9 protein-coding genes are annotated in these 11,304 nt (G+C 72.1%); 6 read left to right on the top strand and 3 right to left on the bottom strand.

The annotated features are described in order from the left end of the window. Positions 1-342 precede the first annotated feature (342 nt). Positions 343-1,950 carry a chitinase gene (locus ACFVYI_RS15305; RefSeq protein ID WP_387885283.1) on the top strand — a complete coding sequence of 536 codons (1,608 nt, stop codon included), beginning with the start codon at positions 343-345 and terminating at the stop codon, positions 1,948-1,950. A gap of 147 nt (positions 1,951-2,097) precedes the next feature. On the opposite strand, the gene ACFVYI_RS15310 is transcribed toward ACFVYI_RS15305, so the two are convergent. Then, positions 2,098-2,811: a prepilin peptidase gene (locus ACFVYI_RS15310; protein WP_387885285.1), complete on the bottom strand. Its 714-nt coding sequence runs from the start codon at positions 2,809-2,811 to the stop codon at positions 2,098-2,100. 148 nt (positions 2,812-2,959) lie between these two features. Here ACFVYI_RS15310 and ACFVYI_RS15315 point away from each other — a divergent pair, with 148 nt between their 5' ends. Together ACFVYI_RS15315 and ACFVYI_RS15320 are read left to right on the top strand one after the other, a co-directional pair. After that, positions 2,960-3,697, top strand: a complete 738-nt coding sequence (locus ACFVYI_RS15315; RefSeq protein ID WP_387885288.1) for a hypothetical protein — start codon at positions 2,960-2,962, stop codon at positions 3,695-3,697. A gap of 100 nt (positions 3,698-3,797) precedes the next feature. Beyond that, positions 3,798-5,012 carry a pyridoxal phosphate-dependent aminotransferase gene (locus ACFVYI_RS15320; RefSeq protein WP_387885291.1) on the top strand — a complete coding sequence of 405 codons (1,215 nt, stop codon included), beginning with the start codon at positions 3,798-3,800 and terminating at the stop codon, positions 5,010-5,012. Positions 5,013-5,261: 249 nt separating this feature from the next. Here ACFVYI_RS15320 and ACFVYI_RS15325 read toward each other — a convergent pair whose 3' ends face one another. Further along, positions 5,262-7,088, bottom strand: coding sequence for a phosphoenolpyruvate carboxykinase (GTP) (locus ACFVYI_RS15325; protein ID WP_387885294.1), 1,827 nt, complete (start codon positions 7,086-7,088; stop codon positions 5,262-5,264). Positions 7,089-7,364: 276 nt separating this feature from the next. Between ACFVYI_RS15325 and ACFVYI_RS15330 the strand changes: the two genes are divergently transcribed. After that, the gene (locus ACFVYI_RS15330; protein ID WP_387885297.1) at positions 7,365-8,048 is read left to right on the top strand and encodes a hemolysin III family protein; all 684 of its coding nucleotides are present in this window, start codon (positions 7,365-7,367) and stop codon (positions 8,046-8,048) included. Here the strand turns inward: ACFVYI_RS15330 and ACFVYI_RS15335 are convergent. Beyond that, a complete protein-coding gene (locus ACFVYI_RS15335; RefSeq protein ID WP_387885299.1) occupies positions 8,019-8,747 on the bottom strand; it encodes a hypothetical protein in 729 nt (242 codons plus the stop codon). The genes ACFVYI_RS15330 and ACFVYI_RS15335 overlap by 30 nt on opposite strands. A gap of 306 nt (positions 8,748-9,053) precedes the next feature. Here ACFVYI_RS15335 and ACFVYI_RS15340 point away from each other — a divergent pair, with 306 nt between their 5' ends. Together ACFVYI_RS15340 and ACFVYI_RS15345 are read left to right on the top strand one after the other, a co-directional pair. Next, positions 9,054-10,631: an MFS transporter gene (locus ACFVYI_RS15340; RefSeq protein ID WP_387885301.1), complete on the top strand. Its 1,578-nt coding sequence runs from the start codon at positions 9,054-9,056 to the stop codon at positions 10,629-10,631. 8 nt (positions 10,632-10,639) lie between these two features. Continuing rightward, positions 10,640-11,296 carry a TetR family transcriptional regulator gene (locus tag ACFVYI_RS15345; RefSeq protein ID WP_387885303.1) on the top strand — a complete coding sequence of 219 codons (657 nt, stop codon included), beginning with the start codon at positions 10,640-10,642 and terminating at the stop codon, positions 11,294-11,296. Positions 11,297-11,304: the final 8 nt, after the last annotated feature.

Here is an 11,304-nt window from a genome sequence, read left to right on the forward strand (position 1 = left end):
GGGTGGCGCGGCGCGAGTGGCCGGAAGGCACCCGCGCGAACGCCCGGTGTCCACCGGGGCTCCGGATACGGAACGGTATCCGGTTCCTTAAGGAATCCGTAAGCCGACGATCCAATGCTTGACGACCACCAATGGTCTAGTCCAGCTTGTGACCCAGGGCGGAACGAGCACCAACCACCGCCCGGCCCAAGGCAGTACTGCGGACGCAATTCCCTCCTCACCTCCGGGCGCTCGAACCGAAGGCCTCGGCGCGCCCTCCGGCTCGGAGGGAGCCCTCCCCCACACGCGGCCGCCGCGCCCCCCACCGCGGCGGCCGCTCCTCCCCCACAGGAGCGCACCTCCATGGCCCGTACGCTGAACCAGCCCGCGCACAAGCGCCGGCGCAGCACCCTCCCGGCCCTCGCCGCCGGTGCCACCGCCCTCGTCCTCGCCGGCAGCGGCCTCGCCCTCTTCGCCGGCGGTGCCAGCGCGGCGGCCGGCAACCTGGTCTCCAACGGCGGCTTCGACTCCGGTTCGACCGCCGGCTGGGTCTGTACCGGCGCCGCGAGCGTCGTCTCCACCACGGTCCACTCCGGCACCGGCGCCCTGCAGGCCACCCCGGGCGCCGCGGACACCGCCGAGTGCACCCAGACCATCAGCGTGCTGCCCAACACCAGCTACACCCTGAGCGGCTGGGTCCAGGGCCCGTACGTCTACCTCGGCGCCCGCGGCACCGGCGGCACCGACCCGAGCACCTGGTCCAACCAGAACAGCTGGAACCAGCTCTCCTCCACCTTCACCACCGGCGCGAACGTCCAGAGCGTCACGCTGTTCGTGCACGGCTGGTACGGCCAGAGCGCCTACCTCGCGGACGACCTCACGCTGAGCGGCCCCGGCGGCACCTCCACGCCGAGCCCGACCGCGACGGCCACCGCCACGCCGACCGCGACCGCCTCGCCGACGGCCACCGCCTCGCCGACCGCGACCGCCACCCCCACGGCGACCGCCACCCCGACCCAGACCGCCACGCCGACCCCCACGGCGACCGCGACCACCACCCCGCCGGTCACCGGCCTGCCGAAGCACGTGGTCACCGGCTACTGGCACAACTTCGACAACGGCGCGACCGTCCAGAAGCTGAGCGACGTCCAGAGCGCCTACGACATCATCGCGGTCTCCTTCGCCGACGCCGTGCCGGCCAAGGGCGGGGCGATCAGCTTCACCCTCGACCCGGCGCTCTCCAAGGCCCTCGGCGGCTACACCGACGCGCAGTTCCGCGCCGACGTGAAGGCCAAGCAGGCGGCCGGCAAGAAGGTCGTCCTCTCCATCGGCGGCCAGAACGGCGCGATCTCCGTCGGCGACGCCACCGCCGCGGCCGCGTTCACCGACAGCGCCTACGCGATCATCAAGGACTACGGCTTCGACGGCATCGACGTCGACCTGGAGAACGGCGTCAACCCGACCTACCTCGGCAACGCGCTGCACAGCCTGCAGGCCAAGGTCGGCCCGAACTTCATCCTGACGATGGCCCCCGAGACCATCGGGATGTACAGCACCGCCGGCGCCTACTTCCAGCTGGCGCTGAACACCAAGGACATCCTGACCGTCGTCAACACCCAGTTCTACAACTCGGGCGGCATGAACGGCTGCGACGGCAAGGTCTACAACCAGGGCACCATCGACTTCATCACCGCGCAGGTCTGCACCCAGATCCAGGGCGGCCTGCGGCCCGACCAGGTCGGCATCGGCGTCCCGGCCTCCAGCAAGGCGGCCGGCGGCGGCTACGTCTCGCCGACCGTCGTGAACAACGCGCTGGACTGCCTGGCCACCGGCAAGAACTGCGGCAGCTTCGTCCCGCCGGCCAAGTGGCCCACCATCCGCGGCGCGATGACCTGGTCCACCAACTGGGACGCCAACAACGGGAACGCCTTCTCCAACGCGGTCGGCCCGTTCGTCCACCAGATGCCGTAACTCCCCCCGGCGCGCCGCTCCTTGAGGGTGGGGCCTGCGCGCCGACAACGGGGCCCGTCGTACCCGACCGGTACGGCGGGCCCCGTTCGTCATGAGATCCGTACGCGCCCGTCGCGGCCCCCACCACCCCGGTCCGCGGGCCCGGCCCTACTGCAGCAGCACCGCCGCCAGCGTGCCGAGCAGCAGGAACGGGCCCATCGGCAGGTCCAGTCCGCGCACCGACCGCCGCCGCACCAGGGCGGCCGCGGCCCGGGCCACCGCCCAGAGCCCCGCCAGCACCGAGGCCGCGAAGAGCCCGGTGAAGGCGGCCGACCAGCCGTACCGACCGAGCAGCGCGCCGAGGCCGAGCGCCAGCACGGTGTCCCCCGCGCCCATCAGGCCGAACCAACCGGGCAGTTCGAACAGCGCGGCGGCCACGAGCGCCACCAGCAGACAGCGCAGCAGCACACCCGGGCTGCCGTCCGCCACCTCCACCACCACCAGCAGCAGGGCGAGTCCCGCCGCCAGCGTCCAGCTCAGCGGGTACGGCAGCCGCCGCACCCGGGCGTCGGTGAAGCCGAGCACCACCCCGGGGCCGGCCACCCACAGCAGCAGCACCGCGTCGGCCGGGTGCGCCGCGGACAGCACGGCCGCCGCCACCGCCACGGTGACCGCCTCCACCTGCCAGGCGCCCGGACCCAGCCGCTCCCGACAGCCCGGGCAGCGCCCACCGGGCGGCAGGCCGCGCAACCCCCGTTCGCAGACCGGGCACCGCGTGCGCCACGGCCCGTCCTGCGGCACGGCGTAACGCACCACCAGACCCCGCAGCGCGGGCGCCACCAGCAGGCCGCCCAGCACCGCCCCGAGCACGACCGCGATCACGGCGCCCCCTCTCGTCCACCGCCGGAACCGGTCCACGGGCACCGGTACCGTTCCCCGGGAACCGCCCGGCACTCGCCGGCGTCCGACCTCGCGGCGCCACATCCGAATTCCGGCGCCGCACCGACCACATCATCCACGGGGAAGCACTGTGACCAACACTCAGAACGCGCTGCGCGCCGCCGTCCCGCTCGCCGCGCTGGCGCTCCTGCTGACCGCCTGCGGTCCGGAGAACGAGGACCCGGCCGCTCCGGGCGCGGCGGGCGCCGGCGGCGCGAGCGTCGCCGCCACCGGCACGCCGGGCGCCACCGGGGCCCCCGCGGCCACCGGCGGCACCGCGGGCACCGGGGGCACCGGGGGCACGACGCCGAACCCCGCCCCGTCCGCCGCCACCAGCGGCAACCCGATCGGCGGGGCCACCGGCGGCTCCGGCAGCGGCAAGATCGGCTACGACAACCCGCTGGCGCCCACCGCCACCGGCAGCTACCTGGGCAAGACCAAGGCCGACGTCACCCCGGTCTCGGTGGTCAAGGGCACCCTCGCCGAGATCGCGCCGTACAACTTCAAGCCCGCCGACCTCGACGGCAAGACGCCGTACTACGTGACCGTCTCGTTCACCAACCGCACCGGTGCCCCGCTCACCGACGAGTACTTCATGATGCGGTTCAAGGTGAAGTCGGACACGGCGGCCACCGGCGGCGTCCTGCCCGCCCCGACCGTCCTGAAGTCGATCCCGCAGTGCGACTCCGGCAAGAAGCCCGGCACCCTGGCGGACGGCCAGGCCCAGCAGCAGTGTGCGGTCTATCTCGTCCCGACCAACACCCCGCCGAAGTTCCTCGTCTTCGGCAGCGTTCTGGACACCGAGCCCCTGATCTGGAAGGCCGGCTGACAGCTCCGCCTGCCGATCCAAGGAGGCCCTTGAAGCCGGTCCGGCGCGTGTCCCCGCACGCGCGCCGGACCGGCCCGGGAAGCCCCTAAAGTAGGCAGGCATGCAGGTCATCCAGTCCAGCAAGCTCGCCAACGTCTGCTACGACATCCGCGGCCCGGTGCTCGACGAGGCGATGCGGCTGGAGGAACAGGGCCACCGCATCCTGAAGCTCAACACCGGCAATCCCGCCGTGTTCGGCTTCGACGCGCCCCCGGAGATCCTCCAGGACATCCTGCGCAACCTCTCCTCCGCGCACGGGTACGGCGACTCCAAGGGCCTGCTCGCCGCCCGCCGGGCCGTGGTGATGCACTACGAGGAGCGCGGGCTGCACGGTCTCACCGTGGAGGACGTCTTCCTCGGCAACGGCGTCTCGGAGCTGATCCAGCTGGCGATGACCGCCCTGCTGGACGACGGCGACGAGGTGCTCGTCCCGGCACCGGACTACCCGCTCTGGACGGCCTCCGTCTCGCTGGCCGGCGGCACCGCCGTGCACTACCGCTGCGACGAGCAGTCCGAGTGGTACCCGGACCTCGCCGACATCGAGGCCAAGGTCACCGACCGGACCAGGGCGATCGTGGTGATCAACCCGAACAACCCGACCGGCGCGGTCTACCCGCGCGAGGTCCTGGAGGGCCTGGTCGAGATCGCCCGCCGGCACAATCTGGTGGTCTACGCGGACGAGATCTACGACAAGATCCTCTACGACGACGCCGAGCACATCCCGCTGGCCACACTGGCCCCGGACCTCTTCTGCGTCACCTTCAACGGACTCTCCAAGGCGTACCGGGTCGCGGGCTTCCGCTCCGGCTGGATGGTGCTCTCCGGCGACCGGCACCGCGCCCGCAGCTACATCGAGGGCCTGACCGTGCTCGCCTCGATGCGGCTGTGCGCCAACATGCCGGCCCAGCACGCGGTGGCCGCGGCGCTCGGCGGCCGGCAGTCGATCAAGGACCTGGTCCTCCCCGGCGGCCGGTTGCTGGAGTCCCGGGACGCCGCGTACCGGCTGCTCAACGAGATCCCCGGGGTCAGCTGCGTCAAGCCGAAGGGCGCGCTCTACGCGTTCCCCCGGCTGGACCCGAAGGTCTACAAGATCAAGGACGACGCCCAGATGGTGCTGGACCTGCTGCGCGCCGAGCGCATCCTGCTGGTCCAGGGCACCGGCTTCAACTGGCCCGAGCCGGACCACTTCCGCCTGGTCACCCTGCCCCGGGCCGAGGAGATCACCGACGCCGTCACCCGGATCGGCGACTTCCTCGGCGGCTACACCCAACCGTGACCGCCGGCCGTCCGGCGCGCGCCTGACGCCCCGGTGGGCCGCTGCCCACCGGGGCCTGCCGCCGCTGCTGCTGCTGCTGCTGCTGCCGGTGTCGCTGACGGCCGGGAAAAGCTACGGCCGGAGTCCCGGTCCGGACGATCTCCTTGGTCGGGGAAAGATCGTCCGGCGGGGCTCCGGCCGTCCTGTCGCTCGGTCGGTGCGCGATTCGTGCCACGCACCCACCACTACTCGCCGCGCTGAGGCTCAGGCTCAGCCGAGGCGGGCGACCAGGTCTCGGTACTCGTCCCACAGCTCGGTGGGCGTGTGGGAGCCGAAGAGCTCCAGGTGGGCCGGGACGAGCGCGGCCTCCTGACGCCAGATGTCGGCGTCCACGGTGAACAGCAGGTCCCGGTCGGCCTCGGAGAGGTCCAGGCCGTCCAGGTCGAAGCCCTCGACGGTCGGCAGCACGCCGATCGGGGTCTCGACGCCCTCGCCGGTGCCCTGCAGGCGCTCGACGATCCACTTCAGCACGCGGCTGTTCTCGCCGTAGCCGGGCCAGACGAAGTCGCCCGCGCCGTTCTTGCGGAACCAGTTCACGTAGTAGATCTTCGGCAGCTTGGCGGCGTCCGCCCGGGCGCCGACCTTCAGCCAGTGGGCGAAGTAGTCACCCATGTTGTAGCCGCAGAAGGGCAGCATCGCGAACGGGTCGCGGCGCAGCTCGCCGACGGTGCCCTCGGCGGCGGCGGTCTTCTCGGAGGCGATGTTCGCGCCCAGGAAGACACCGTGCTGCCAGTCGAAGGACTCCGTCACCAGCGGGACGGCGGTGGCGCGGCGGCCGCCGAACAGGATGGCCGAGATCGGCACCCCCGCCGGGTCCTCCCACTCGGGCGCGATGGTCGGGCACTGCGCGGCCGGGACGGCGAACCGGGCGTTCGGGTGGGCGGCCGGGGTGCCGGACTCCGGCGTCCAGTCGTTGCCGCGCCAGTCGGTCAGGTGCGCCGGCGGCTCGTCGGTCAGGCCCTCCCACCAGACGTCGCCGTCGTCGGTGAGCGCGACGTTGGTGAAGACGGTGTTGCCCCAGAGGGTCTCGATGGCGTTGGCGTTGGTGTCCATGCCCGTGCCGGGGGCCACACCGAAGAAGCCCGCCTCGGGGTTGATCGCGTAGAGCCGGCCGTCGGCGCCGAAGCGCATCCAGGCGATGTCGTCGCCGATCGTCTCGACCTTCCAGCCCGGGACGGTCGGCTGGAGCATGGCGAGGTTGGTCTTGCCGCACGCGGACGGGAAGGCCGCCGCGACGTACGTGGCCTCGCCGTTCGGCGGGGTGAGCTTGAGGATGAGCATGTGCTCGGCCAGCCAGCCCTCGTCGCGGGCCATGGTCGAGGCGATGCGCAGGGCGTAGCACTTCTTGCCGAGCAGGGCGTTGCCGCCGTAGCCGGAGCCGAAGGACCAGATCTCCCTGGTCTCCGGGAAGTGCGAGATGTACTTGGTGCTGTTGCACGGCCAGGCCACGTCCGCCTCACCCTCGGCGAGCGGGGCACCGACGGTGTGCACGGCCTTGACGAAGTCGCCGTCCTCGCCGAGCTGGTCCAGCACGGCCCGGCCCATGCGGGTCATCACACGCATCGACACGGCGACGTAGGCGGAGTCGGTGATCTCGACGCCGTAGGCGGCCAGCGGGGAGCCGACCGGGCCCATCGAGAACGGCACGACGTACATCGTGCGGCCCTTCATCGCGCCGCGGAAGAGACCGCTCTCGCCCTGGAAGACCTCCCGCATCTCGGCGGGGGCCTTCCAGTTGTTGGTCGGACCGGCGTCCTTCTCCTGCTCGGAGCAGATGTAGGTGCGGTCCTCGACGCGCGCCACGTCCGTGGGGTCCGAGGCGGCGTAGTAGGAGTTGGGGCGCTTCTTCTCGTCGAGCTTCCTGAAGGTGCCCTGAGCCACCAGCAGGTCCGCGAGGCGCTGGTACTCCTCCTCGGACCCGTCGCACCACTCGATGCGGGCCGGCTGGGTGAGCTCCGCGATCTCGCTCACCCAGGCCAGCAGGCGCTTGTGACGGGTGGGCGCGGATGCGCTGAGAGCGAGGTTCTCGTACGACACGATCGCTCCGTTTCACGCCATCTCGGCACGGAGACGGCGTAGCGGGGGTTTGAGGGTGCTTGCAGCGTAGCTCCGGCCTCAAGCCCGGAACACGGCGCAACGGTGAAATTGACTCATCTTTTACTACATTCAGTCTGGTTACTTGTTGGTAATCAGTCGCCTCCGGCCGACCCTGACCTCTCGCACCCGACCTCCGAACACTCCAAAACGTCCAAGTAGTGATGATCACCACTTCCTACGCGTCAGTAACCTACGGATGCGTAGGTAACGGGTAGCATGCTGCCCATGACTGCTGAGCTCCTGGAGAGCGCGGAGCGTGCGGAGAGCAAGCCGACCTGGCGAGGCTGGCTGCACGCCGGGATGTTCCCCGCCACGGTGGCCGCCGGGATCGTGCTGATCTGCCTGGCCGACTCCACACCCGCCAAGATCGCCTGCACGATCTACTCGGTCAGCGCCTGGCTGCTGTTCGGGGTCAGCGCGGTCTACCACCGCTTCACCTGGGGACCGCGCGGCGACGCCGTACTGCGCCGCCTCGACCACGCGAACATCTTCCTGATCATCGCGGGCACCTACACCCCGTTCACCATCCTGCTGCTGGACGGCGCCGCGCAGCAGGTGCTGCTCTGGGCGGTCTGGGGCGGTGCGCTGGCGGGGATAGCGTTCCGGGTGTTCTGGGTCGGCGCGCCGCGCTGGCTGTACACGCCGGTGTACATCGCGCTGGGCTGGGCCGCCGCCTTCTTCCTGCCGGACTTCCTGCGCACCGGCGGGGTCGCGGTGCTGGTGCTGATGATCGTCGGCGGAGTGCTCTACAGCGTCGGCGGCGTGGTGTACGGGCTCAAGCGACCCGACCCCTCACCGCGCTGGTTCGGCTTCCACGAGGTGTTCCACGCCTTCACCCTCGGAGCCTTCATCGTGCAGTACGTCGGGGTCTCACTGGTGGCGTACAGCGCGGCCGGCTGAACCCGGCGCCCCACGACGGGCGGTCGACCGGTCCGACGACCGGGCGGCCGCCCGTTCCGCCGTCCAGTCCGGACCGGGCCTGCCCGGCCGGCCGCGGTCCGGGCGCTCGTGCGCCGGTCCGTCGTGCCCCGGGCGCTCGTACGCCGGGCGCTCGTACGGCGAACGCTCGCGCCCCGCCCGCTCCCGCGCGACGCGCTCACGGGCCGCACGGTCGTGGCCCGGATGGTCGGACGTCAACCCCTCGGACGTCAGTCCCTCGGACCCCGGTCCGTCGTAACCCGACCCCTCGACAGCCGGACCCCCGGCGGCCGGGCGCCCGGCGGCCGGGTACTCACGCACCGGATAGTCCCGGCCCGGGTGCTCGCGGATCAGCTGCTCGCGCGCCCCGTACGGGCGGGAGCCGGCCTGCCGCGCGTCCAGCGCCTCGCGGGCCCGGCGGCAGCGCTCACAGTGCGCGGCGTCCGGGACGCCGCGCCCCGACCGGTGCCCGCGCCGCGGACGCCGGTCGCGCGGCCCGGCCGGCTGGTGCAGCAGCTGCCAGCGCCGTCCGACGTACACCATCAGCAGCAGCACCTCGACCCCGGCGACCCCCAGCACCAGTGCGGCACCGTTGATCAGATAGGCCGCGACCACGGCCAGCGCGGACGCCACCACCACTGCCGCACCCCAGATCTGGGCGCTCGACTCCCTGCCGGCCATTCGACTTCCCCTTCCTGCGCCGGGCTCGTGGTCGGCTCCTGCCGCCCCACCCCTTCTCCGCTCTCGGCACGCTTCGGCCCGCACTGACCGATTGCCACATCGTATCTACCGTCAGTCACCCGAAGTCGCCCCGAGGCGGCGAACGCCAGATCAACGTTGCGTCAATTCCTTGTGCGGAACGCGCACTTCCAGGACACGTCACACAACGTGACGACACTTCATCGAATCCCGGAATGTTGACGGCGGCCACCTTTTGGGAGTTACTGTCATTTGACAGTGACTCCCCCGAAGGCTCCGGAGGTTGCCGTGCCCACGCCCGCCGTCCCCGCCCCGCCCGCCCCACCCGGACCGGACCCACGGCGCTGGCTGGCGCTGGTCGCCGTCGCGCTGAGCGTCCTGGTCATCAGCTTCGACATGACGATCCTCAACGTGGCCCTGCCGACCCTGGCCTCCCAACTGCAGGCCACCACCGGGCAGCAGCAGTGGATCGTCGACTCCTACACCGTGGTCTTCGCCGCCGCGATGCTCCCGGCCGGCCTGCTCGGGGACCGCTTCGGCCGCCGCCGCACGCTCACCGTCGGCCTCGCCCTGTTCGGCCTCGCCTCCGCCGTCGGCATGCTCGCCGACAGCCCCGGCACCCTGGTCGCCGCCCGCGCCGCGATGGGCCTGGCCGGCGCCCTGGTGATGCCGATGTCCATGGCGGTGATCCCCGGCCTGTTCCCGGCCGGGGAACAGCGCCGCGCCACCGCGATCCTCTCCGCCGCGCTCGCCGCCGGGACCCCGCTCGGCCCGCTGATCGGCGGCTTCCTGCTGCAGCACTTCTGGTGGGGCTCGATCTTCGTGATCAACGTCCCGCTGACGGTGATCGGCATCGTCGCCTGCGTCCTGCTGCTCCCGGAGACCCGCAACCCCACCGCGCCCCGGATCGACGTGCTCGCCACCGTGCTCGGCGCGGGCGGTCTGGCCGCGCTGACCTACGGCATCATCGAGGGCCCCGACCGCGGCTGGGCCGACCCGCTGGTGCTGGGCGTGATCGGCGGTTCGCTGGTCGCCCTCACCGTCCTGGTGCTGCGCAGCCGCCACCAGCGCGCCCCGATGCTCGACCTCACCCTGCTCGCGGACCCGACGTTCCGCTGGGCCGCGGTGGCCGCGACGCTGGTCTCACTGGTGCTCTTCGGCGCGTTCTTCGTACTGCCGCTGTACTTCCAGAGCGTGCTGGGCGCGGACGCCTTCGGCACCGGCCTGCGGCTGATGCCGATGATGCTCGGGCTGATGGTGGCCGCCAGGCTCAGCGAGGGGCTGGTCGCCCGGATCGGCCCCCGGGCGGTGATCGCCCTCGGACTGACCTCACTGGCCGCCGCCCTGCTGCTCGGCAGCCGCACCGCGGTCTCCGACGGCTACGGCCTGGCGGCCGTCTGGCTCACCCTGCTCGGCCTGGGCATGGGCCTGTCGCTCATCACCGCCCAGGCCTCCGCCCTGCTCACCCTGCCGCCGGCCCGGGCCGGGGTCGGCTCCGGGCTGATGCAGACGCTGCGCCAGGTCGGCGGCGCGATCGGGGTCGCCGTCTTCGGCAGCCTGCTGGCCGGTTCGTACCGCGGCGCGCTGGACACCGCCGCGCTGCCCGCCGACGCCGCGCACCGGGCCGAGCAGTCGGTGGTCGCCGCCGACGCGGTGGCCACCGCCTCGGGGGACCAGGCGCTGGCCGCCTCCGCCCACGCCGCCTACGTCCACGGCATGACGGTGGTCCTCCTGGTCTCCGGGGTGATCGCCCTGCTGTCGGCGGTGCTGGTCGCGCTGCGGATGCCGGCCGCCGAGGCACGCGTCGCCACCGGCGCCGACCCGGCGGCGGAGACCGCCGCCGTCCCCGCCGCCGATCACGGATAATCGAAGGTATGAGCGCAACGCAGCCGACCACGGCGCCCCCGGCGGACCCGGCCGACACGGTCCAGGCGATGCTGGAGGCGCCGCTGTCGCTGCGCGAACGGAAGAAGCTGAAGACCCGCCAGGCGATCCGCCGCGAGGCCTACCGGCTGATCGCCGCCCAGGGCTACGAGAGCACCACCGTGGAGCAGATCGCGGCGGCGGCCGAGGTCTCGCAGTCCACCTTCTTCCGGTACTTCGCCACCAAGGAGGACCTCGTCCTCAGCGACGAGTACGACCCCGCGATGGTCACCGCGCTGTTGGCCCGACCCTCTGACGAACCGTTTCTGCGGTCCTGCCGGGAGACCCTCGTCGTTCTGGTCCGCGAACTGCCCCAGGGCGAACGGGACGAACTGCTCACCCGGATGCGCCTGATCTCCGAAGTCCCCGCGCTGCGCGCCAGGATGCACGAGACCGCCAACGACCCGCAGCGGCTCTACCTCGATGTCCTGACCCGGCGCCACGGCGTCGAGGAGCCGACCTTCGAGATGCGGATCACCGCGGCCGCCATCGGGGCGGCGACCACCGAGACCGCCCTGCGGTGGGCCGAGAGCGGCGGCCGGCAGGACATCGCGGACCTGGTCGACCACACCTTCGCCGTGCTGGAGCGCGGCTTCACCGGCCTCTAGGACCGGTC

It is taken from the genome of Kitasatospora sp. NPDC058218 (genome assembly GCF_042882445.1).
GTDB lineage: Bacteria > Actinomycetota > Actinomycetes > Streptomycetales > Streptomycetaceae > Kitasatospora.

Bases quoted from the DNA above. Each gene is read 5' to 3' on its own strand.
- ACFVYI_RS15335 (WP_387885299.1), bottom strand. From the start codon at position 8,747: ATGGCCGGCAGGGAGTCGAGCGCCCAGATCTGGGGTGCGGCAGTGGTG.
- ACFVYI_RS15305 (WP_387885283.1), top strand. From the start codon at position 343: ATGGCCCGTACGCTGAACCAGCCCGCGCACAAGCGCCGGCGCAGCACC.
- ACFVYI_RS15345 (WP_387885303.1), top strand. From the start codon at position 10,640: ATGAGCGCAACGCAGCCGACCACGGCGCCCCCGGCGGACCCGGCCGAC.
- ACFVYI_RS15320 (WP_387885291.1), top strand. From the start codon at position 3,798: ATGCAGGTCATCCAGTCCAGCAAGCTCGCCAACGTCTGCTACGACATC.
- ACFVYI_RS15330 (WP_387885297.1), top strand. From the start codon at position 7,365: ATGCTGCCCATGACTGCTGAGCTCCTGGAGAGCGCGGAGCGTGCGGAG.